The organism is Ignavibacterium sp., assembly GCF_025998815.1.
GTDB lineage: Bacteria > Bacteroidota > Ignavibacteria > Ignavibacteriales > Ignavibacteriaceae > Ignavibacterium.
In genome coordinates, this window is sequence record NZ_AP026678.1 from 2,133,800 (window position 1) to 2,157,881 (window position 24,082).

At 34.1% G+C, this 24,082-nt stretch carries 24 protein-coding genes; 16 read left to right on the forward strand and 8 right to left on the reverse strand.

The annotated features are described in order from the left end of the window. Positions 1–11 precede the first annotated feature (11 nt). From Q0X14_RS09260 to Q0X14_RS09270, 3 genes are all read right to left on the reverse strand, one after another. A complete protein-coding gene (locus Q0X14_RS09260; RefSeq protein WP_297837398.1) occupies positions 12–1,115 on the reverse strand; it encodes a hypothetical protein in 1,104 nt (367 codons plus the stop codon). A gap of 120 nt (positions 1,116–1,235) precedes the next feature. After that, on the reverse strand, positions 1,236–5,915 hold the full coding sequence (locus Q0X14_RS09265) for a lamin tail domain-containing protein (RefSeq protein ID WP_297837400.1): 4,680 nt from the start codon (positions 5,913–5,915) through the stop codon (positions 1,236–1,238). Between the two features lie 20 nt (positions 5,916–5,935). Next, positions 5,936–6,703 carry an SDR family NAD(P)-dependent oxidoreductase gene (locus Q0X14_RS09270; RefSeq protein WP_297837402.1) on the reverse strand — a complete coding sequence of 256 codons (768 nt, stop codon included), beginning with the start codon at positions 6,701–6,703 and terminating at the stop codon, positions 5,936–5,938. 141 nt (positions 6,704–6,844) lie between these two features. Between Q0X14_RS09270 and Q0X14_RS09275 the strand changes: the two genes are divergently transcribed. From Q0X14_RS09275 to Q0X14_RS09350, 16 genes are all read left to right on the forward strand, one after another. Continuing rightward, positions 6,845–7,414: a DUF3109 family protein gene (locus Q0X14_RS09275; protein WP_297837404.1), complete on the forward strand. Its 570-nt coding sequence runs from the start codon at positions 6,845–6,847 to the stop codon at positions 7,412–7,414. Between the two features lies 1 nt (position 7,415). Then, on the forward strand, positions 7,416–8,879 hold the full coding sequence (rpoN, locus tag Q0X14_RS09280; RefSeq protein ID WP_297837406.1) for an RNA polymerase factor sigma-54: 1,464 nt from the start codon (positions 7,416–7,418) through the stop codon (positions 8,877–8,879). Next, entirely contained in the window at positions 8,879–9,511 is a 633-nt protein-coding gene (locus Q0X14_RS09285; protein WP_297837407.1) for a methyltransferase, read from the forward strand. The genes rpoN and Q0X14_RS09285 overlap by 1 nt, the downstream gene beginning before the upstream one ends. 58 nt (positions 9,512–9,569) lie before the next feature. After that, positions 9,570–10,106: an ATP-dependent protease subunit HslV gene (gene hslV, locus Q0X14_RS09290; RefSeq protein WP_297837408.1), complete on the forward strand. Its 537-nt coding sequence runs from the start codon at positions 9,570–9,572 to the stop codon at positions 10,104–10,106. 2 nt (positions 10,107–10,108) lie between these two features. Continuing rightward, a complete protein-coding gene (hslU, locus tag Q0X14_RS09295) occupies positions 10,109–11,497 on the forward strand; it encodes an ATP-dependent protease ATPase subunit HslU (protein ID WP_297837409.1) in 1,389 nt (462 codons plus the stop codon). Positions 11,498–11,657: 160 nt separating this feature from the next. Then, a complete protein-coding gene (locus Q0X14_RS09300) occupies positions 11,658–13,499 on the forward strand; it encodes a T9SS type A sorting domain-containing protein (RefSeq protein WP_297837410.1) in 1,842 nt (613 codons plus the stop codon). Continuing rightward, positions 13,496–14,851, forward strand: coding sequence for a T9SS type A sorting domain-containing protein (locus Q0X14_RS09305; RefSeq protein WP_297837411.1), 1,356 nt, complete (start codon positions 13,496–13,498; stop codon positions 14,849–14,851). The genes Q0X14_RS09300 and Q0X14_RS09305 overlap by 4 nt, the downstream gene beginning before the upstream one ends. A 298-nt stretch (positions 14,852–15,149) precedes the next feature. Then, positions 15,150–16,163 (forward strand): ferrochelatase, encoded by a 1,014-nt coding sequence (gene hemH / locus Q0X14_RS09310; RefSeq protein ID WP_297837413.1) that lies wholly within the window; start codon positions 15,150–15,152, stop codon positions 16,161–16,163. Between the two features lie 6 nt (positions 16,164–16,169). After that, positions 16,170–17,294 (forward strand): magnesium/cobalt transporter CorA, encoded by a 1,125-nt coding sequence (corA, locus tag Q0X14_RS09315; protein ID WP_297837415.1) that lies wholly within the window; start codon positions 16,170–16,172, stop codon positions 17,292–17,294. Positions 17,295–17,297: 3 nt separating this feature from the next. Continuing rightward, positions 17,298–17,585, forward strand: coding sequence for a DUF4870 domain-containing protein (locus Q0X14_RS09320; protein WP_297837417.1), 288 nt, complete (start codon positions 17,298–17,300; stop codon positions 17,583–17,585). A gap of 222 nt (positions 17,586–17,807) precedes the next feature. Further along, positions 17,808–18,818, forward strand: coding sequence for an NAD(P)/FAD-dependent oxidoreductase (locus tag Q0X14_RS09325; protein WP_297837420.1), 1,011 nt, complete (start codon positions 17,808–17,810; stop codon positions 18,816–18,818). Beyond that, entirely contained in the window at positions 18,778–18,954 is a 177-nt protein-coding gene (locus Q0X14_RS09330; RefSeq protein ID WP_297837422.1) for a hypothetical protein, read from the forward strand. The genes Q0X14_RS09325 and Q0X14_RS09330 overlap by 41 nt, the downstream gene beginning before the upstream one ends. A 25-nt stretch (positions 18,955–18,979) precedes the next feature. Next, a complete protein-coding gene (locus tag Q0X14_RS09335; protein WP_297837424.1) occupies positions 18,980–19,300 on the forward strand; it encodes a NifB/NifX family molybdenum-iron cluster-binding protein in 321 nt (106 codons plus the stop codon). Positions 19,301–19,507: 207 nt separating this feature from the next. Further along, positions 19,508–20,005, forward strand: a complete 498-nt coding sequence (locus Q0X14_RS09340; protein ID WP_297837425.1) for a cytidine/deoxycytidylate deaminase family protein — start codon at positions 19,508–19,510, stop codon at positions 20,003–20,005. A 72-nt stretch (positions 20,006–20,077) separates the two neighbouring features. Next, complete coding sequence (locus tag Q0X14_RS09345; RefSeq protein ID WP_366522805.1) at positions 20,078–20,929, forward strand: DMT family transporter; 852 nt, start codon at positions 20,078–20,080, stop codon at positions 20,927–20,929. Positions 20,930–20,967: 38 nt separating this feature from the next. Then, the gene (locus Q0X14_RS09350) at positions 20,968–21,234 is read left to right on the forward strand and encodes a DUF493 domain-containing protein (RefSeq protein ID WP_297837427.1); all 267 of its coding nucleotides are present in this window, start codon (positions 20,968–20,970) and stop codon (positions 21,232–21,234) included. 3 nt (positions 21,235–21,237) lie between these two features. On the opposite strand, the gene Q0X14_RS09355 is transcribed toward Q0X14_RS09350, so the two are convergent. The 5 genes from Q0X14_RS09355 to Q0X14_RS09375 all read right to left on the reverse strand — a co-directional run bounded on the left by Q0X14_RS09355 (position 21,238) and on the right by Q0X14_RS09375 (position 23,708). Further along, on the reverse strand, positions 21,238–22,047 hold the full coding sequence (locus Q0X14_RS09355; RefSeq protein ID WP_297837429.1) for an META domain-containing protein: 810 nt from the start codon (positions 22,045–22,047) through the stop codon (positions 21,238–21,240). 219 nt (positions 22,048–22,266) lie between these two features. Next, positions 22,267–22,629 (reverse strand): thioredoxin, encoded by a 363-nt coding sequence (trxA, locus tag Q0X14_RS09360; protein ID WP_297837431.1) that lies wholly within the window; start codon positions 22,627–22,629, stop codon positions 22,267–22,269. A 97-nt stretch (positions 22,630–22,726) separates the two neighbouring features. Next, positions 22,727–23,110, reverse strand: a complete 384-nt coding sequence (locus tag Q0X14_RS09365; RefSeq protein WP_297837435.1) for a DUF302 domain-containing protein — start codon at positions 23,108–23,110, stop codon at positions 22,727–22,729. A 2-nt stretch (positions 23,111–23,112) separates the two neighbouring features. Further along, positions 23,113–23,343, reverse strand: coding sequence for a hypothetical protein (locus Q0X14_RS09370; RefSeq protein WP_297837437.1), 231 nt, complete (start codon positions 23,341–23,343; stop codon positions 23,113–23,115). Beyond that, a complete protein-coding gene (locus tag Q0X14_RS09375) occupies positions 23,319–23,708 on the reverse strand; it encodes a rhodanese-like domain-containing protein (RefSeq protein WP_297837440.1) in 390 nt (129 codons plus the stop codon). The genes Q0X14_RS09370 and Q0X14_RS09375 overlap by 25 nt, the downstream gene beginning before the upstream one ends. Between the last annotated feature and the right edge of the window lie 374 nt (positions 23,709–24,082).

Genomic DNA, 24,082 nt, shown 5'->3' on the forward strand with positions numbered 1-24,082 from the left:
TTTTGTTTTTCTTAATACCAGAAATGGAACTGCAACACAAACGAATCATTATCAACCGAGGGATTTTCAATTTGTAAACGGTACTGAGGTCTTATCTCAATAAAACTGTATGGTTGAAATTCGAAACCAATCACTACTCTTGAAACTTCATCTTTGCTTAAGTCAATATTCGGATCTATTCTGTCGTAGCGAACAATTGCATCAAGTCCGGTTAATATTCCGTAAGCTGCTTCGATCATCATAACAGAAGTTTTAGTATCAGTACTAATAAGATTTTCAGCTATATCAAATTCTGCCAATAAAGAAAATTCATCATAACCAAAACCAGTGAAGCCGCCGTACATATTTACTTTATCCGGTACTTTAGCAGAAGCAAATGAACCTCCGAATAATAATCCAAGTGAGCCAACATTAGGAGTTAGTTCTATTCTCGAAGTGAAAGTGGGATCTTTGGATAAAGGTCTTGATGGAGAAATATTATTTGTCCCCACACTTGCAGATGCATACAGAAATTTATCTGCAAAAATTCCAAGTTCAACTCCGGCTTCATTATAAAATGGATTGTATATCAAACCTCTATAAACGCCTTGAGAAAATAACAAACCGAAATCACCACCTCGTGTGTAAGCTGTATGATCATCAGTTCTTATTCCAAAATTCGGAACAAAAGCTCCTACTTTTATATAACTTTTATTCGGAAAAATGTGCGCAACTCCGTAGCCTTCCCAAATACGATTTACGAAATCATATTTTGCAGTTACATTAATTTCCTTAGATAGTCCGAAGTTAGTGTAGATTGAACCGCTCATATTCTGAAAGTCAGTTCGCTTTTTTTCCTGAGAGTATAAATATTGCGAACGGAAGTCCAAGCCAATATGAATATTATCCGAAATTCTTGGGGACATTATAAAATCTTTATCCGGAGTTGAAATCATGCTCAAAGTGTTTTTTCCCCAGTGCCAGCCATTTTCATTTCTGATTGTTCCACCAGAAGGATTAAAATGACAATCAATGCAACGATCTTTCAGTTTTACTGCAAAGCGTGGTAAAGCAGTAATACTCCCAACTTCTGAAATTAAAAATACAATACACATTATAAGAAAGAATTTTTTCATAAAGCACCCTTTCGTTGATTAGTAATAGTGATGATTCTTTTAATACGAAATTATTCCGGAAAAAAACTTAAATCCTGATAAAGAATAGTTATTGAATCGGGGAATTAGTGACAACAAATACTAATTTAACTTTCTTGCAACTACTACAGTGGTTTTAAGAGTTTCAACTGTTCCACTATTATCATTGAGTGCTTCAAGCAGGATAATGTAAATTCCGATTCGAAGAGCATTGCCATCATCATCCAATCCATCAAAAATTACTGAGCCGTTTGAACCACTTGGCTGATTACTGTACACAGTTCTAACCAATCTTCCTTTGCTATCAAAAATTTTCAGCTTAATCTGTGAAACTGATTGTGAGAGGCTGTAATTGATGATTGCAAAATCTTCAAAACCATCATTGTCGGGTGAAAATGGATTTGGTGAAACAGAAATGTTTGATTGAATATTTTTATTTTCCGCGAAGATGCTGTTAACATAACCTGGAGTTCCGCCAACAGAATTTACACAAGTGCTCCAATTGAAAGGGTCATTACTTCCTAAATTCGGATTAATTCTTTCAATTGATTTGTTTTTTGTTGTAACAAAATTTCTGTTGTGCCATTTGCTGGAATAAAAGACCGAATCAATAACATTTCCTTTAACATCTCTGAGAAGAATTAATTCGCCTGTATTAACTAAACCAAGTGAGGATGTCCCAATAATATTTTTAAAGTCATAATTACTCAGATTAAATTTATCAAGCATAATTGAATCGGCTATCAAAAGGAAATATGCTTTGGGTGGAAGTGAAAAGCTTGATGAAAACAACTTAAATGAATTTCCATTTTCATCAGAGATTGTCCAGCCACCAATATTTACGGAATCATTGCTGATATTATAAAATTCAATATACTCGCTGTTATCAATATCAGGATCAAACATAATTTCATTGATGACAACAGAATTCCTTTGATAAGATGGCAAGTTAAAAATAGAATTTGCTTCGCCCGGTGTACTTCCCTTTTGAGAAAGCGATAATGTCCAGTTTGTGCTGTCATTTGTGGATTCATTTAAATTTATTCGTTCCAGAGAGACATTAGTTTTACTTCCCCAGGATGAACGATAGAATAAACTATCAATAATTCCATTCCTGAAATCATACAAAACAACTCCATCGGAGGTGTTACCAAGCGTACCAAAGTTCGAATAAAATATTTTGCATTGAACATCAGGATAAAATCTAAGAAAAGAAGTATCTCTTGAAATGACAAAATATTCGTTAGGTAATACATAAACATCCTGCGAACTGATTATTGCTTTTGTAGGAGATGTTAACAAATCGCTGATACTCCAGTCTTTAAGATTTACAGAATCTGAGGAAGCATTAACAAGCTCAATCCATTCGGGTCTATCAGAAGAAGTATTGTACATCACTTCATTTATTTTGATTATTTCCGATGCAAAGCCCGGTTCAATAAATTTTTCAAGATAATTATTCAGCGTATCTGAATCACTAACGAAATAGACTGAAGCTGCGAGTAAAGTTTTTCTCTGAAGATTCTGAATTTGTACTGATGAAGTTACAATAGTAGAATCACCCGAAGAAAGATTTGTTCCTGATATTGATGAAAGCATTTGGTCAACGACATTGTTAGAATCCGTATCAATGAAAAATTTAACTTCGAAAGTGCTGGTACTATTTAATCCGGAATTTTTGATTTTTGCAGATACAGAAACATTATCATTCAATACCGGAAATCGCGGCGTGAAAATAATTTCTGAAACAAGAAGATCAAATTCTTTTGGTGTAACACTATTAATTCTTCCGGGAGTACTTTGCTCAATATCTTTGCTGCTCTGCCAGTTAGATGATTGATTGGAACTAGCAACTGCTGAAATCCTTTCGAGCGAATATCCGTTTGTTCCTCCCCACTGATTTGAGTAGTAAACTGAGTCGATTGTCATACCACGATTGTCTTTAATAATTACTCCATCAATATCATTGTTCAGACTTGGCAAATTTAACTTTAATACCTGTGAAGGAATGAATCTGTGATAATTAAAGATGGTTGTATCTTTCGTCAGCACAACATATCCTTCAGGAGCAATAATTAAATCTGATTTTATTTCTGCAACAGCAGGAGTAGTTATCACATCAGAAATTTTCCAGCCATTAAGATTAATCTGTTCGGAAGAATTATTGTAAAGTTCAATCCATTCAGGTTCACCACCAAATGGGGCAAACATTATTTCATTAACCACAATTGTCTGTGGTGGAAATCCAGGTTCAATATTTTTATAAAAATAATTATTTGAAGTATCCTGATCATTCTGAAAATCAGCAATAAAGTAAAATGCTTTTTTACTGATTAAATTCTGAATCAGGTATGAAAAGTTTATAACTACTGAATCATCATTTGCTAATTGAAATTGTGAAGAAGTTTCGACAAGAATATCAGGCAGAGAATCAAGATTGGTATCTTCAAAAAGTCTTAATGAAAAAGATGCCGGCAAATTTCCGATGTTTTTAATTACAGCAGCAACACCAACATTATCGCCATTCAATGGAAATTTTGGAGTGAACACAATATCGCTTGCAAGTAAATCGTAATCTTTCTTCGTAACAGAATTGAAAGTGCCGGGAGTAGCTTTGTAACGACTTACAGATGTTTTCCAATTTAACGAATCAGTTGAAGATAAATTAACATTCACTCTTTCAAGCGATTTACCATTTGTTCCTCCCCACGAAGAAAAATACTGCAAAGAATCAATTACACGATTGAGAGAATCAAGCAGAATTAACTTATCATCAGTATTATTGAGTGTTGGGATTGAACTCACATAAACTCCTGACTGAACATTGTAAAAAGAGTTTATGGTTGAATCTTGAGCAATAACTAAAAACTCACTCGGGTTTAATAATAATGAACTCAAGATTACATTAACTGTATCAGCAGCATCAGCTATTCTGTAGCCTTTAAGATTAATTGTTTTGTTTGACCGGTTATAAATTTCAATCCATTCTGGTTCAGGTGAAGTTGGTGCGAACATTATTTCATTTATTACAATATCGTTTCGAACTTCATTAACTACTACGCCAACAATTTTATTAAAAGCAATATTGTTTGTTGTATCATCATCAATTGAGGTCTGAATTTTCAGAATAAAATTATTTTCACCTTCGTCGAAACTTTCCGTGCTAAAAACAGTTTCAAGACTGTCAGCAACATTAAGAGTAATAAAGCTTTGTTGTGACAACAACTCATTAGTTTGAGGAATAGAATCAAGATTTACATCGTGATAAAGCAACAAATCAAACTGAGCAGAATTATTTAATCCGATATTTTTTATTTTTGAACTAAAAGAAATCTGCTCACCAACTATTCCATAATTATTTATTGATTTGAATTCAGTTATTGTTAAGTCATAATCCTTAGGTGTAACTGAGTTTATCTTGCCCGGAGTTGCTCTGAATATGCTTTGTGAAGTCTTCCAGTTTTGTGGATCATTACCTGGATTATCTTTAGATATTCTTTCAAGAGATTTACCATCAGAATTTCCTCCCCACGATGGCAAGTATGAAACTGAATCAATCAAAACATTCATAGAATCTTTAATTACGACAGCATCACCGGTATTGTTTAGTGCCGGCATAGATATTTTAATTATCTGAGAAGCTACAGGAAAATAATTTAGTATGGAAGAATCTGCTGTGAGCACAACGAATGAATCCGGTTGCAAAATGAAATCCTGATTAATGATTATAACACTTGATGTTGCATCAGAAAATTTCCACTTCTTCAGATTCACAGGATTTGCTGATTTGTTCAGTAACTCTACCCACTCCGGCTGACCACTCAACGGCGCATACATAATCTCATTAATTACCAAATCATTAAAAACATTTCCCGGAGGATATACTATTAACGATTTTATCAATTGATTATTCTGAGGATTTTCATCTTCATTAAAAGTTACTTTGGCAATTATCTGATAAGAACCAATCAACAAATTTGTCAGTGTAGTCGAAACAATTAGCGAATCTCCGCTTGAGAGATTTGTAAAAGATTGCGAATAAATTATTTCATTTGCCTGACCTGTTGAATCAAAATTAACATCGTTAAAAATCTCAACGAGAAAACTAGTAGCAGTCAGGATTCCTTTATTTCTTACTGTTGTTATAATTGTTACATCTTCACCCAAAATTGGCTGCGGAGGATTGAATATCAGAGAAGATATTTGCAAATCATAATTTAATGGTGTTACTGAATTTGTAAATCCCGGCGTCCCGTTTGAGTAAAGCGAGTTTGACCAATTAGTTTGCGAAGAATCTCTGTTCATTAAAATTTTTTCATCAGAGAAGGTTTGCAAGTTATCAGCGGAATAAAAGTAATAATCAACTGTATCGTTAAATGAATTAATTAACCACAAAGGTCGGCTTGTTGTATTCGCCATTCCTGAAGAACCATATGAACCATCAGATATTTTTAATATCAACGCATTTGCCGGCACTAAGCCGGAGTAAATTCCATTAACAATATCGTAATCATTCTCAAAGATTATTGCGAAAGATTGCGGAGGCAGAATAGTTCCAAATCCGGCGTCAATAATTACATCATTAGTAGAAGTGTAGTATTTGATTTTCCAGTTCAAAAGATCAACAGATTGAGTTGTGCTTGTATTATAAAGTTCAACAAATTCATTGTTACCGCTTGCCGGATAAAACATTATCTCAGAGAAAATTATAGAAGTGTCTGCCTGAGAAAAAATTTTCTGAATAAGTAAAAGAGATAAAATGATGTAAAGTTTTTTCGTCATTAAAATTTTAAATGAAAAAATTATTTTCTTGGTATAGGTTCCCGCGAAGCAAGATATTCAAATAAAGAATCAGGAATAATTCTTAATAACCTTACTGCTAATGAAATTGCCAATGGAAATTGAATTCGACTCTTTTCTTTTTTTATTTCTTTAACAATTATATCTGCAGCTTTTTCGGGTTCCATCAGAAAAGGCATGAAAAATTCATTTTTATCTGTCATAGGAGTTTTAACGAAGCCAGGTCTTACGGTAATTACCTTCACATTATATGGCTTCAGTTCAATTCTTAGACTTTCAAGAAAAATTGAAGCTGCAGCTTTACTCGCACAATAAAATCCGCTTTTAGGAAATCCTCTGCTATCTGCAAGACTTGAAACGCCAACTATTACTCCGTTTTTCTCAGATATAAAATCCGGAAGAAGAACTTCGATAAAATTTATCAATCCCATCACATTGGTATCGAATGTCTGTTTGGCTTTTACTGAATCAAACTCTTTTATGCCTGAACGAAAACTTACTCCCGAATTAAGGAATGCTATATCTACTTTTCCGCAATCAACTTTTATCTGACGATAAACATTTCTGACTTCATCAAGATTTGTTACATCACATTTATAAGCAGCAACTCTGGTTTTCAATTCAAGTTGCTGTGCAATTTTATCAATCATATCTTTTCTTCTTGCGGCAAGCGCAAGCAAAGCTCCTTCGTCAGCAAACTTTTTAGCAACAGCTTCGCCTATTCCGGAAGAAGCACCGGTAATCAGGATAACTTTATTCTTCAGATTCATATCGGATTGATTTTTTCAACTAAAATCTAAAATAAGTTTTGTTGGAAATCAAAAATTATACTAAGCAAATTTTTACCTGAATATTGCGAGGTCAAAATTTTTTCGTTTATATTTTGTTCGAAAATCACAAAATTTATTCAGATGTTTTTTGGTAAAATAATTGCTATTGATGAAGTCCTTGTTAGGGAAGAAGTGCTGAATACACCATTTGCCTGTGACCTGAAAAAATGCAAAGGAGCTTGTTGTACACTCGATAGCGAATTTGGTGCACCGGTAAATGAAGAAGAGATTGAGCAAATTAAAGAAGTACTTCCTGTTGTTAAGGATTATATAAGTGAAGAGCACTGGAGCGAAATTCAAAGAAACGGATTCTTTGAAAAAAAATTTGATGAACTTCTGCTTAGAAGTATAAATAATAAAGCTTGCGTGTTTGTTTATTACGAAGGTGATATTGCAAAGTGTTCCATTGAGAAAGCTTACTTTGATGGAAAAGTGAAATTCAGGAAACCAATTTCCTGTCACTTGTTTCCAATAAGAGTTGCAAAGTTCGGTGGGGATATTTTACGATACGAAAAATTTTCTGAATGTACACCGGCTTTGGAAAACGGGAAAAAACAAAACATAACAATTGCAGAATTCTGCAAAGATTCTTTAATAAGACTTTATGGAGAAAAATGGTATTCACAACTAAAGGAAAAATCGGGTCGTTAATATGCTAACACTTAATCAAAGACTTTCACAACAACAGAGACTTTCGCCACAACAAATACAATATCAGAAACTGCTTCAGTTAAATAATCTGGCACTTGAGCAGAGAATTAAAACAGAACTCGAAATGAATCCGCTCCTTGTAGAAGAAATGGAACTCGATACTGAGCAGGACGATAAAGAAAAGGAAAACGAAACAGAAACTGAAGCCGAAGTTGAAGCTACAGAAGATTCAGATAAAGCTGATGAAGAGTTTTCGCTTGAAGATTTTATGAATGATGATGAACTTGACCACGAAAAACTTAACAGAAGTAACGATGAAGAAACATTTCATCCTGTAGCTCCTCAAAAAACTTCTCTCTATGAACATCTGCGTGAACAATTAATGATGCTCGATCTTGACGAGAACCTTTATATGCTTGGTGAAGAAATTATAGGAAACCTCGATGCTGATGGATACTTAAAAAGAGACCTTGCCGAGATTGTTCAGGAACTTGAGCTATTCGAACATGTGAAAATTGATATGAAGGATGCGGAAGAACTTCTTAAAAAGATTCAGAAGTTTGATCCGATTGGAATTGCAAGTCGTTCACTTCAGGAATGTTTAATCGTACAGCTTCAGGAAGCAAAAGCAGATGAATATTATAAATACATTGCTATCAAAATTCTTGAAGATTATTACGATGAATTTTCAAAGCGACGATTTGATATAATCAAGAAGAAGATGAAACTTACCGATGATACTTTGAGAGAAGCTCTTGACCTTATTCAGAAGATGAATCCCAAACCCGGAGAAGGTAATGTAGATATTGTCGAGATGAATCAGGTTACTCCGGATTTTATTGTCGAAAAAGTTAATGATATGTGGATTGTAACGCTCAACGATAAATCAATGCCTTCCATTACGATTGATAAAAAATATCTTGAGATGTTCGATGCCAATAAAAGAAAGAAAAGAAGCGACAGAGAAAGAGAAACCTATAAGTTTCTTCGGGAAAAATTTGAATCAGCTAAATGGTTCATAGCTTGCATTCAGCAGCGACGAGAGACTCTGATGAAAATAATGCGTGCAATTCTCGAAATGCAATATGAATTTTTCGAAAAAGGTCCCAAATATCTCAAGCCAATGATATACAAAGACATTGCAGATATAATCGGAATGGATATTTCCACAATCAGTCGTGTTGTGAATGGCAAGTATGTTCAAAGTCCGCAGGGAATTCACGAACTCAAATACTTTTTCAGTGAGGGACTTTCAACTGATACTGGCGAAGAAGTTTCAAACAAACATATCAGAGAACGCGTAAAAGAAATTATAGAATCAGAAAATAAAAAAGCTCCGTACAGCGATGAAAAGATTGCTCAGATGCTTCAGGCAGAAGGAATTCATGTTGCGAGAAGAACAATAGCAAAATACCGTGAGATGTTAAAAATTCCGGTTGCCAGGTTACGTAAAGAAAATATTTAATGAATGATTTAGTTGATGTTCTGAGCCTTATTTCACTACTAACTCTTTTTGGTTATTCTCATTCTGTTCTTGCATCATTAAAAGTAAAAGAATTTATACGCAGGCAATTTGGAAATGCAATTGCTTTTTACAGATTATTCTATAATGCGATTTCCTTAATCACTCTTTATCTTATTTGGGAATACGCTCCGCATCCATCGTTAAAAATTTATAAGCTTAGTCCTCCATTCGATTATCTGGTTTTAATTCCTCAATTAATTTCTTTAATCGGAATTTTCTGGTCTTTCAGGTATATCTGCTTCAAAGAATTTCTTGGTCTTTCACAGATTGAAAGATTTCTGAACAAACAATTTTCTGCAGATGAACTTGATGAGAAAATGACATTCAGAATCGAAGGACCTTATAAATATTCAAGACATCCCATATACTTTTTCTCAATAATATTTCTTGTCTTCAGAGCTGAAATGGATTTGTTTTACCTCACAGTTCTCATCTGTTTCATAGCATATTTTTACATCGGTTCTGTTTATGAAGAAAAGAAGCTGATTAAAATTTTTGGTAAAGATTATGAAGATTACCAAAAGAATGTACCCAGAATTTTCCCGATTAAATTATTCAACATTAAATCCTGAAAATATTATTTAAGTTTGATGCAGATAATAAAATCTTTTTCTACGAAGGAGTTTTGAAATGGAAAACATTCGTTCTACAACAATAATAGGAATTGTTCACAATGGGGTTGCAGCACTTGGTGGAGATGGTCAGGTAACTCTTGGAAACACTGTTATGAAACATAATGCATCTAAAATAAGAAAGATTGCTGATGGAAAAGTTTTATGTGGATTTGCAGGCGCATCGGCAGATGCTTTCACTTTGATGGAAAGATTTGAAGACAAACTTCAGCAATACAGAGGAAATGTATTCCGCGCTGCAGTTGAATTGGCAAAAGACTGGAGAACCGATAAATATCTTCGACGACTGGAAGCTATGCTTGCTGTGATTGCAAAAGATACAGCACTGATTGTCTCCGGTAACGGCGATGTAATTGAACCTGATGATAAAATAGTTGCTATTGGCTCAGGCGGAATGTATGCACTTGCAGCAGCAAAGATGTTAAAGAAACACAGCAATCTCTCGGCAAAAGAAATTGTTGAAGAATCATTAAAAACCGCCGCAGAAATTTGCATATATACAAATGATAAAATAAATATTGAGGTGATTGAATAATTATGGAACAAAAACATTTTGATATGAGAGCACTTACTCCGACTGAGATTGTAAGAGAACTCGATAAATACATCATCGGTCAAACTGAAGCTAAACGCGCTGTTGCAATAGCACTTCGTAACAGATGGAGAAGACAGCAGGTTAAAGATGTTCTTCGCGAAGAGATAATGCCAAATAATATTATTTTGATTGGACCAACCGGAGTTGGTAAAACAGAAATTGCACGCCGACTTGCAAAACTTGCACAGGCACCTTTTGTAAAAGTTGAAGCATCAAAATTTACAGAAGTAGGCTATGTTGGAAGAGATGTTGAATCAATGGTTCGCGATTTAGTTGAAGTTGGTGTTAATCTTGTCCGTTCCGAAAAGACAAAAGAAGTTCAGTCAAAAGCAGAAGAAATGGCTGATGAAAGGATTCTTGATATTCTGATTCCACCGGTTAAAAAAACTTCCACCGTACAATCAACCGATGAAACGAATGAAGCAGAAGAATCAGAAGAATATCAGAATCAGAAAACGCGTGAGTGGATGAAAGCAAAATTAAAAAATGGTGAGCTTGATGATAAGTTGATAGAATTTGATGCACAAACAACCGCTACAATTGGAATGCAGGTTCTGGGTCCGTTCGGAATGGATGATATGGGAATTAATATCCAGGAAATTATGGGTAGTTTAATGCCCAAGAAAAAGAAGAAAAGAAAAACAACAATTAAAGAAGCCCGACAGTTTATGGCGCAGGAAGAAGCTCAGAAATTGATTGATATGGAAGCTGTTCAGAAAGAGGCAATTGAAAGAGTTGAAAACTCCGGAATAATTTTCATTGATGAAATTGATAAAGTCGCTGGTGGTGGAAAAGGTCAGGGACCTGATGTTTCCCGCGAAGGCGTTCAAAGAGACTTACTTCCGATTGTTGAAGGTTCGAATGTAAATACAAAATACGGAGTGGTTAAAACAGATCATATTTTATTTATTGCTTCGGGTGCATTTCATGTTTCCAAACCTTCTGATTTAATTCCCGAACTTCAGGGAAGATTTCCAATTCGTGTTGAACTGAACAGTTTAACCGAAGAAGACTTCGTTCAGATTCTTACCAAACCCGAGAATGCTCTGCTCAAACAATACAATGCTCTTCTCGAAACCGAAGGTGTTAGACTTGAGTTTACTGAAGATGCAATAAGGGAAATCGCACGTATTGCAACAGAAGTAAATGAGCAGGTTGAAAACATAGGCGCAAGAAGACTTCATACAATTCTTACTACATTACTCGATGAAATTCTTTTCGATGTTCCTGATAAAATTCCATCAACCAAAGTTGTGATTGATGGTAACTTTGTAAAGAGCAAACTTGAAAAAATTGTTAAGAACCGCGACCTAAGTAAATTCATTTTATAATAAATGCTTATGTCACGCTCACTAAAAATGGAGTGTGGCATAAGCTAATTATTTTCTCATTTCGAAAAAATCACTTCCTAAAAAATCCGCTAGTAATTTTTCACTATTTACTTTTTGAGTTTAAAGAATTAGTTTTAGTCAGACTTTTAGCGGGGAAAGTATGAAAAATAATTTTATCCTTCTCTTTTGTTTAATAGTTTCTTCCCTCTCCATTGCTCAGGAAATTTCAGATTTGAATGGAATTGAAACCCAAAGTGGAAGAACTTATCTGTTTTATCGTCAGGGAAGCCCTACTCCATATAATTCAATTTATAAACTCGATACAGAAACATTGCAAGATACGATATTTCTCTATGGATATGTATCCTGGACTCCCTTCGGGAACACTTCTAGGGCAAATAACGATTTTGAATTCTTCCCAAATGATTCTGTAAATTTTATGAATGTTGGTAATGAATATGATATTGATTTCTGGGGAACAATCCGAAGAAATGACACACTATCTTTTTCAATTCCGTTAGATATATTCAAAGTTGATATATCAAAACAGAATTATCAAAAGGTGTATGCCGGAGGAGATTATAATCATCTTTTCAGAAGTTTTGATGGTGGATATACATTCCCAATTGATTCGGTATTACAATTCGCATTTTTATCAATGTCACCTTTTAATGATAATATCATATTCGGAATAGATAGTTTGAAACGACTCATCAAATCATTTGATGGAGGACATACTTCTGTTCTGGTAGATACATCAAAAATTGATGATATGTTCAATACAAAATTTTTATATGGTTCTGATCAGCAGCATATTTATCGGATTAACAGAAGTTACGGAAAATATGTTCTCTCTATTTCAAATAATTCTGGTAATCAGTTTAGCTGGACAAAAATTTATGAAAGCGATTATCCGATCTACATTTCAAATGATAATTCAATAAATGGAGTTATATTCTTTTCAAAAGGAAGATATATTTTCAAATCTACTGATTATGGATTTACATTTCAGTTATATAAAACTTTTGATAAGAATGTAACTGGCATCTATAAAAAACCGAATTCAGATATTCTTTACGCATCAACCAAATACAAAATTTACAAGATAACCCCGGACACAACTTTAATTGTAAAATCCTTTACAATTCCATCTGATTTATTTAACTATTATCCATTGAAGGTTGGCAACAAGTGGATTTATAATCGGAAAACCGTAGTAGACGATTTCCCACCACAAGTTTATTATGATACTATAATCAGGGAGGTTATCGGTGATTCAACAGCATCAAATAATAAAAAATATTTTGTTGTAAAGGAAGAAAAGGCCTCTGGTTATACCACATATATTCTTGAGAGAATTGATAGTACAACGGGAGAGGTTTACAGATATTTCCCCAATTTTAATTATCCCAATGAAGAATTGCTTATTGATGATCTTACTTTAGAAGTTGGAGAAACAGTTAAATCTTTTAGAATAGGATATTGGATGCAGGATGGTTTTACAGTATTAAGAGAAATTACAAATTTTACAAGATGGGGTTCGGGAAACAAAAGGAAAATTTTTCAGACATATAATTTAGAAATGCCCGTTTATTCCTTAACAGAGGGTTATGGACTGGACAGTTCTTATTATATATTCGATTTCGGTTACACAATAGATCTTCTGCGAGGTTGTATTATTGATGGCGTTGTGTACGGAGACACCGTTTTATCTGTTGAAAAGAATGAAGAGATACCAACAAATTTTGTTTTATACCAGAACTACCCAAATCCGTTTAACCCGAGCACTACAATTAGTTGGCAGTCACCAGTAGGCAGTTGGCAAACATTAAAAGTATTTGATATACTCGGAAGAGAAGTAGCCACACTGGTTGATGAATACAGAGAAGCCGGAAGATACAAAATTGAATTTGATGCAAGCAGTCTTGCAAGCGGAGTTTATTTCTATCAGCTAAAAGCTGATAATTACATAGAAACTAAAAAGATGATGTTAATAAGATGAAAAATTTAAGATTCCTGGTCTCGTTTATAATACTCTGTGCATCATTAAGTTTTGCACAAGATCAAAAAATTTTCGTTTTCGATCCCAATGGAGTATCGGCAAGTTTTCAGTATACACTTTCCCGGTTAACTGATGATTCTGTTTTTGTTGCTGATACAATTGACGATTCTGTTTTCAGCTATGATGCATTATTTTTATTTATCCCATTTGCTCTAACTCAGGAAGAGAATAACCGACTGATTCAATATACCTCCGAAAACAAGCCTGTTTATGTTTACACAGGAGCTTTACCACTCGTTTCAGATTCAATTGCATTCTGGAATCACATCGGAATTGAAGAAGTTTATGGATTACTTATTTCTGTTCCAATTGATACTGTAATTGGTGTTCAAGGTATGTTTACACAAGATTTAGTTATTGATACAAATTTTATGAGCGGAATTATTCCTGTCATAATAGGAAATGTAGATTCAATTTTAGTGGGAAAAACAGATTTCTCACCTATTAATACAACTTATAGCTCCGGCTATGATTCGCTTAATGTAATAATTGATTTATACAATCTGATTGATGATTATGGATTTCTCGAAAGAGTTCTGCAAAAATTTAATTTGATTCCGCATAACGGAAATGTTGATATTCAATTCTATCCACAGGTTGACACCGCCTTTGTATATGGCGGATGTTGTACGCCTCAGATTATTGCAAGAAAATTCTCGGGCACCTCAACAAGAGACAGCATTTCAATTGAGCCGGGCCCTAATACGATATTTTATTATTATGATTCAACGGGAACACAGATATCAGTAGAAAACTTTTATTTTATTGTCACAGACTCCCTTGATGAATTCAATTATGAGTTGTGGTACTATCAGACAGGGTTTGATAAGTCGCCAAAAATAATTATTCCATTTGATTCAACTTTTTATACCGACTACCATTTTTACAACATTCAGTTGGTCGTTAAAAGAAATGGTATAATTGTCGGATCTTTTTCACAGCCATTCCACGCCGACTTTGGTCTAAGTGCTGATGATAATGTTACAACATTAAAAGAATTTAAATTATACCAGAACTATCCCAATCCCTTCAATCCCAGTACAGTTATCAGTTGGCAGTCACCAGTAGGCGGTTGGCAAACATTGAAATTATTTGATATACTCGGAAGAGAGGTAGCAACGCTGGTTGATGAATACAGAGAAGCTGGCAGTTATAATGTGGAATTCACAGTTAACAACTTGCAACTAAGCTCAGGTGTTTATTTCTATCAATTTATTATCCGACCTTCGCAAAGCAAAGATGGAAAAGTTGGTGATTATATTCAGACAAAGAAAATGATACTGCTGAAATAATTATTTTTTTCCTTTTACTAAAGGCGAGTCCTGGTACTCGCCTTTTTATTTAACATTTAATCTTCGCCCTCAATTCACGACTATCTTTTCCGGATAACCTATTTTCTGAACAAGACATCTAACTTCACAATTCACAAGAAAGAATATATAAAAATTTTTCTCTATCTAATCTGTTACGTAAAAAAGCAATTTGAATCTTCCTAAAATCAAAATGATTTTTTTCATATCTGTCAATCTTTTTTTGTTAACTTAAACATATATTTGTAACCGATTCAACAACAAAAAAATATTTTTACAAATGACAAAAACCGGTGTACTATTAGTTAATCTCGGGACACCCGATAGTCCCGCTGTAAAAGATGTAAGAAAATACTTATTTGAATTTCTCAACGACCCAAGAGTAATTGATATTCCTTCAGCCGTAAGATTTTTTCTGGTCAACTTTATTATTGTACCTTTCCGTGCACCAAAGTCTGCTGAGATTTATAAAATGCTCTGGACAGAAAAAGGTTCGCCGATACTGATTTATGGCGAATCAGTTAAAGAAAAACTACAAAAGGAACTTGGAGACGAGTTTGAAGTTGAACTTGCAATGCGTTACCGGAATCCTTCGCTCAATGATGTTCTGGACAGAATGCGTGTTAAGAATTACAAAAAAATTATTGTTATTCCATTGTTCCCTCAATATGCTTCTGCAACAACCGGTTCGGTAATAGAAAAAGTTATGAAAATTGTAAGCCGGTGGTGGGTTATTCCTGAAATAAAATTCATCGGACAGTTTTTTGATAACGAAGGATTTCTCAACACAATTGTAGAGCGGGCTAAAAAATATAATCTTAATGAATACGATCATATTCTCTTCAGCTATCACGGACTTCCGGAAAGACAGGTTGATAAAGTTTATTTTGACGGTAAACCTTGTTCAGATCACAAGTGCGATGAAGAACTTAATGATGAAAATATTTACTGCTACAAAGCCACCTGCTATGCCACAACAAGATTACTTGCAGATAAACTGAACATACCAAAAGAAAAATACACTGTTTGCTTTCAATCGCGTCTTGATAAAAAATGGCTAGAACCTTTTTCTGATGAAGTTGTAATTGAGCAGGCAAAGAAAGGCGCAAAAAAACTTTTAGTTTTCTCCCCTGCTTTTGTAGCGGATTGTCTCGAAACAACTGTTGAAATCGGAATTGAATATCAAAAACTTTTTGAAGAACACGGCGGTGAAAAGGTTCAGTTAGTAGAGAGTCTTAATGATCATCCAATGTGGATTAAAACTCTTAAAGAAATCGTTATCAAAGAAAGTTGATTTTATATGCTAAAAAAACAAACTAAACGTTTTAGAATTCAAACGAAAAGAAAGCTGAGGAAATTAACCGAGTTATTTGATCAGGAGCCAAAGCAAATTGGTTTGCCACCGGGAACACTTGTTTACACTGGCGAAAAAGAAAAGGAGCCTGTGAACATTTCGCTAATTGAATACGATCAGAATTCATTAACTGAAAAGAAAATTGAAGACCTCAAAGAAATTCTTCTCTCAAAGGAAAATGATAAAGTGTCGTGGATTACCGTAGATGGTGTTCATAATATTCAACTGATGGAAAAGATTCAGAGTTATTTCAATATTCATCCGCTAGCAATGGAAGATATTGTGCACACTACTCAGAGACCAAAAGCAGAAGAATATCAGGATAAATTATTTATAGTAGTTCGAATGTTTATCTACGATGAAGAAAATCATGATTTGAAAAATGAACAAGTAAGTTTTATTCTTGGCAAAAATTATCTTCTTACATTTTTAGAAGATCCCGGAGATGTTTTTAATCCTGTCCGCGACAGAATAAGAAAAGATGGAACGAAGATAAGAAATAATGGTTCCGACTTTCTCGCTTATTCATTAATCGACTCTATTGTTGATAGCTACTTTCACATTCTTGAAAAGTTAGGTGAAGAGATTGAGGAACTTGAAGACAGATTGGTTATTCAACCAACAAGAGATGATTTACAAGCTGTTCATCATATGAGAAGAAATATGATTCTGCTCAGAAAGTCTGTCTGGCCATTGCGCGAAGTTATTTCACATCTTCAAAGAAATGAGCACGATGTAATAAACCAATCAACCCAGATTTATCTTCGTGATGTTTATGATCATATAATTCAGATCATTGATACAATTGAATCTTATCGTGATATGATTGTTGGTATGCTGGATGTTTATCTCTCAAGCACCAGCAATAAATTAAATGAAGTAATGAAAGTGCTGACAATAATTTCAACTTTATTTATTCCGCTTACTTTTCTTGCAGGAGTTTATGGGATGAACTTCCATTACTTTCCTGAGCTGGATATGAAATGGATGTATCCGTGGGGATTCTGGACTGTTTCACTTTTGATTTCTTTGGGAATGATTATTTTCTTCAAAAGAAAAAAATGGTTTTAACGAATGTGGTTTTTATATCTCACATCAATTATTCCTTTGCCGGTTTTTTCAATTCCAATCTGGCTGTTTACTCCCAAAAGTAAAACTCAATTCGCAACAAAGAACAAAACATTGATTAATTATCAATTAAATATTTTACTTTACTTTTTTATTTCTGTTCTTATGATTCCATTACTAATCGGAACAATATTTATAGTATTACTAACGATATTTCATCTGAGATTTATTTTCTCTTCTCTTAAAGGAAATGCCACAATAAGACTTCCATTTTCGTTTACATTTGTCAAATGATTTTAATTCACTTGCCTGCGAATAACATTGATAAAGTGCTAAAATTTTTTATTTTATAACCAAAAGAAAAAGGAATTTTTTGTATGAACATTTCCGGTTGTGTATTAGCCGGAGAGTATTTAAACCTAAGGTATCCTTAAACACTTACCGATGAGCTAAATCCTTTTGTATCATAACTCTCTGGCAAAATTCATAATCTCAAATTATGAAAGGAGAGATGTGATGCAGAAGTATAACATCGTCATTTATGGTCTAACCGAAGCTGCTTTGGTTTGTGCTAATTCAGCACATAAAACATATCCCGATAAAAACATCGCTCTTGTATCCCCTGACAATGATAAAAAGTTTATTCTTTTGTTAGCTGAAAATCTGGCTTCAACTTCAGATGGACGTATTTCACTTTTCAATAAAGCAATAACTGCCCGAGAAACAAATAACCTCATATTTGGTGATAGCGAAGTGATTAGCTTCGATAAACTTGTTATTGCAACTGGCTCTTCACCTATCAAACCCAATATTGAAGGTATTGATAAAGAAGGCGTATTTCTTATTGACAAAGATTTTCAGAACATAAACCGGATAAAAAAGCTTGCATTAAAATCTGAGAAGATAGTCGTATTTGGTGGCGGCTATTTGGGTGTTGAATTTGCGGATGAACTTTTGCGTGAAGGAAAGTCAGTAACGATTGTTGAAAGATCAAATCGTCTTTTGCCTTCATCATTTGATGCTGAGATAAGTTTATCGGCACAAAGTATAATTGAGTCTCAGGGTGGCATTGTTATTCTTAACAATAAAGTAAAAGAAGTGATCGGAAACGATAAAATAGAAGCTGTTAAACTTAGAAATGAAGAAACATTAAACTGCGACTTTCTTATGATTTCATCCGGTAGCAGACCAAATGTAGAAGTAGCCGAAAAACTGAAAATAGTTTTTGATTATGATCGCGGGATTTTAATTGACGATTATTTCCGTACATCAGACAAAGACATCTTTGCAATTGGTGATTGCGCTGCAAAGTTTGATTTCTTCAGAGGTGACTTGTGCAGTTTTCTTATGCAGTCACTTAAACTTCAGGAAGCAGAACTTGTTGGCTCGAATCTTTACTCGGTAATTTACAATCGTGGTAAACTTACATCATATTTAACTTATCAGAAAAGATTACTTGGGAGAATAAAAAATCGGGAGAATAATTATGAAAAAAGTCATTTATCTCTGCGGCCGTTGCAAAGTTGAGTTTGATGGTTATCTCGAGCAAAAACCCAAATCTTGTCCTGATTGTGGTTTTGATAAAATTTATATCAGTCATCAACACCGTAGATTTTCAAGAAAGAGTCGTCCAAAAGTAAGATGGGCATTTAAAGTTCATTAATAATTTTATGAAAGGGGTAAGAGCCATGAAAATTGCAGTTCATACAACAGACGGTGGGAAGCATATTGCAAATCCATTTGTAAGATCAGGCGGTTTTCTTGTTTATGATGTTGACAAATGGGAAATTAAAAACTGTCATTACTGCCCTGAAAAAACTCTTGATCAGTTGATTGAGGCAAAAGATGTTGCTGAGTGGGATGCAATAATCTCGAGAGGATTGCCCAGGGAAATAAAAAGTCAACTTGAGCAAATGGGCAAAGAAGTTATGATAACTTTTAGCGATTCGCCACAAAATGCGCTCAGGGCATTTTTGAGTAATAAAATGCAGGAAGAGATGATTCATTAATTTTTCTTCGCGTCCTTTTCGATAACCTCTTTCCGGTGAGATATGTTTTCACCGCAAGGGACGCATGGTATCCGTCAACTGGCGAACGCAAAGTTTTTTATATCATTAATAGCATCTTTCTGGTTTGAATGATCGTTCCTGCTTGCAAACGACAAATCAAAAACTATAAATTTGCTCACACTATTTTTTGAATAATTACTGGTTAATATGTCAAACAAAAAACGACCTTCGTGGGATGAGTATTTTCTGAAACTTGCAATGCTTGCCTCAGAAAGAGCAACCTGTCCGAGAATGCATTGCGGATGTGTATTGGTAAAAGACAGATTCGTTCTGGCAACTGGTTACAATGGTTCATTGCCCGGACAACCACATTGCGAAGATGTAGGATGTCTTATAGTTGATAATCATTGCGTGAGAACCAACCACGCTGAAATGAACGCACTTATTCAGGCAGCGAGACACGGTGTTAATACAACCGGTGCAACTGCTTACATCACTAATATGTCCTGCACAACTTGTGCAAAGGCATTGATTGCAGCCGGAATAAAAAGAGTTGTTGTGTTCTCTGATTTTCACGATACACTTGCAACGCAATTTTACACTGATGCAGGAGTTGAAATAGTAAAGCTTCCGATGCCCGACAGAGTAATCAATTATGATATTGAAAATTATTCTTCAGCTAAGAAAACAGAAAAATCAAAATAGAGAATTACTGAAGTTTTAACCTCCCATAACTATCAGTAGAATAATATTCATATCAAAAAGAAAAATTACATAATCTGGTTACCTCTGCTTGCAGTAATCTTTTGGGGAGCATCTTTTATCGCAACAAAGTTTTTGCTTGAAGAAGTCTCACCTGAAACTATTATTTCACTTCGCTTAATTCTTGCAATAATTTTACTAACGATTGTTGCACTAATTACCAAATCTGATTTTTCAATAAATCTGAAAAATCATTTAAGAATATTACTACTTGCTGCTGTGGCCGTTTTTCATTTATGGATTCAGATTACAGGATTGAAATACACTACCGCAGCCAACACCGGTTGGATTATCGGTACTGCTCCGATTTTTATTGCTTTACTCGGATTTATCTTTCTTAAAGAAAAACTTAATTCGATAAAAATTTCAGGAATTGTAATTGCTTTTGTGGGACTTTTGCTCTTAGTGGGGAAAGGAAATCCGCTTAACATAGACCTGGTTAAAAATGTTGGTGATCTGCTTGTTTTGTTCAGTTCATTTACCTGGGGAGTTTATTCAATCATAAATAAAAAAATTTCTTTAAACTATTCACCGTTAATGACAATTTTATATCTTTTTATTTTGATGGCACTGATTATAATTCCGTTCAACATAAATAAAAAAGCTGTTGATTCTATCATTCATCTTTCAACAATTGGATGGATAAGTATTTTATTTCTGGGATTATTGTGTTCCGGGGTTGCATATGTAATATGGGCTTATTCACTTCGTGAGATGGAATCGGCAAAAGTTGGTGCGTATCTTTATCTCGAACCATTTGTTACTGTATTGACAGCGTGGTTATTTCTTAAAGAAGAAATCACCGCATTGATGGTATTAAGTGGTCTGTTAATAATTTTTGGTGTTTATCTGGTTAATAAGGAATAATTATCTTAATATAAGATTTAATATTGGAGTAATATTTTATGATTCTTGACGAAAACAGTAAAAGACCTGAAATAGAATATCCCTGCAATTGGGATTATAAAATAATCGGGACTGATGTGGGTGAAATGGTAAAAGTAATTGAGGAAGCTGTTGGAGATTTAACTTACGAAATAACTCCTTCAAATATCAGCAAGAAAGGAAATTATTTTAGTTTAAATCTCACAGTATTTGTTCCATCGGAAATTGTGAGAGATATAATTTTCCAAAAAGTTTCGGCAAGCGCTTTCGTAAAAATTGTGCTGTAACCTTTAATCAACTTTTTTGAATATCATCTTCGTCCCGGAATCAGATTCCAAAACAAGTTTTAACTTTTCAATTCTGTATGAAAGAGTATTGTTGTTGAGTAACTGACCAACTTTTTCCTCAACAGTCATATCCGGACAAGCCATTTTTGTGGAAATAAGATTCCCAAAAATGATTTTATTTCCTTTCAAATCTATTGCTCCTAAAATCTGATTACAGCCAGCATGTCCGCTAAATCTCATTTCGCTAAGATTAAATTCAAACATTGGCAAACCTTTCATCAGATTTTCTTTTTTCAATTCAACATTTGTCATTTCTTCCATTACCCAAATATCGTGCAAACGATAATCATATAAATATTTTCCGCATCCGTTGAACTCTGTGAAATCAGTCTCGTTGTTTCTTTTGAAGGCAACACGAACATTATAATCAAACATTTCGCCTGACATATTATCCTGACATTTCACTTTTGAAATTGTAACTGATAACTCACCGCTTTCAGTTTGTGCTCTGAAATTCGTAACATCCGCATCCTGAGCTTTTATTCCTTTAACAGATGGAGTAACAATATTCAATCCATTCATTTCAGAAAACTTCATTGAGCTATCAAAATCAATTTCTAAAACCCAGTTTGGTTCATTCCCTCTTGCATAAAAATCAATGCCTCTTAAAAATTTTTCCTGATAGAATGAAGGATTAACTATCTCATCCCCACTAAATTCTGATAATTCAGAATTTTCTTTAATAATCTTTTCCTGGGATGAACAGCTCAGGAATGATAAAATTGAGATGATTAAACTTAAAACGATTTTCATTGTTAACTCCATGTTTCTTAAGACAAATTTAATTAAGATAGGTGAAATTTTATTGCTCAATATTCGGTGTGGAAATTATGTCTTTGAAGGATAAAATTTTCAGATGTTTTGCTTTCTATAATAAGAACGGAAAAAGATTTGAGAAGTTCACTAAAAGAAAAAGGGACCATTCCACAAGTGGAATAATCCCTTCTCTCAGGGGGCATCTATGAAACAAACTTAAGCTGCTTGTGTTAAAAGCTCTTTTTCGATTGCCTGTTTTAAAGCCTCTTTTGGTAGTGCACCTACAGCCATTTTCGGTTGACCATCAACAGGAATGAATAACAATGAAGGAATACTTCTGATTCCAAAAACTGCTCCAAGTTCCTGCTCTTCATCTGTATTTACTTTATAAACTTTAATCTTTCCTTCATATTCTTCGGAAAGTTCTTCGAGAATCGGTCCAACCATTCTGCAGGGACCACACCACGGAGCCCAGAAATCAATCAATGCAGGTAATTCACCCTGATATTTCCATTCCTGATTTTTTTCGTAATCGAAAACTTTTTCTAAAAATGTTTCCTTTGTTAAATGTTCAGTCATTGTATTATTGCCTTTCTTAAATTATAAGTTCTTAGATTTATTAAAATCCAATCAGTATGATGATAAACCTGAAAGAAAGTTTCAAAGTTCGGAATTTCTACACTGCCCGGAGAACTTTTTCAAGCTTTTTCTTTACTTCCTCGGCAACCGGCTTCATATCCGGATTTTCAATTATATGGGTCATAATCATAGGATCAAATACGGAAACTACTGACTTCCCTTCTTTTTCGTAAACTATCACATTACATGGTAAAAGAAGTCCCAATTCTTCCTCTGCCTGAAGTGCCTGATGAGCCAGTGGCGGATTGCAGGCACCAAGTATGGTATATTTTTTAAAGTCTACATTAAGTTTGTTCTTCAAAGTTTCTTTTACATCAATTGTTGTAAGAACTCCGAAGCCCTCTTTCTTAAGTTCATCGGTAACTCTCTGAATTGCTTCTTCAAAAGCATAATTTGTTGTTTTTGAAAATCCGTATTTCATTTCTAAACCTCGTTTGATTTTTCTTTATTTTGTTTTGGTTTCTGTTTCCAGTTTGTTAAAAGTAATCCGATTGCCCCACCCCACAACATGCTGGTGTAAGGATTTCCGGTTATCGGACAACCGCGATTACAACCAACATAGTAATAGTAGAGATATCCACCAACAAGTCCGGCAACAGTTGGCAGAATCAATTTTGCCCGGCGTTTTATTATTTCAAACCTGCTTTGTTCCAATAAATTATTCCTCCTTTAAGATTTGCAGAATTATATCCGAGTTTACGGAGTTTAGATGCAGCAATCAGACTTCGGTTGCCAGTTCTGCAGTAACAAACTATTTCTTTGTCTTTAAATTTAAGAAGCTCTTTTTTATTGGTTCCCAAATCATAATGCGGAATATGAAACGAACCTTTTATGTAATCCTGTTTTCTTTCCTGCGGAGTTCGTACATCAAGTAGAATTACATTTTTATCTTTTTTTAATTTTTCAGCCAACTCTGCAGGCGAATAATTCTTAACCGAAAGATAAAGATAGACTTTTCTTGCGATGTAAAGAATCAATAAAGCCAAAAGACCATAAAAGAATATTTGCGAAGCGTCCATAAAACTTTCGGATTAGTTATTTAATACGCTGCGAAGATAAAATTTGTTGAACTTGCAAGCTATGTTAAAAGCGTAACACAAACATTAAATCACACTGGAGTTTGACAGAATGACTTATAAATTGCTCGTGTATTTCTTCAACGACTTTGGAGTGACTTTTCAGTGACTTTGCACTGACTTTAAAGTGAAGATGGAGATATACGAAAAAAGTCAAAGAAAATGAGGTTTTTAAAATTCCTAAAACAATTGTACTGACAAATTGTCAGCTATGAAAATAGCATAAACAGATTATGGAAATTTAAAACTTTAGTAATTATTTTGTGAAAGAATATTTGAGGATATATGGGGAAACAATTAATTAAAAAATTCCTTCC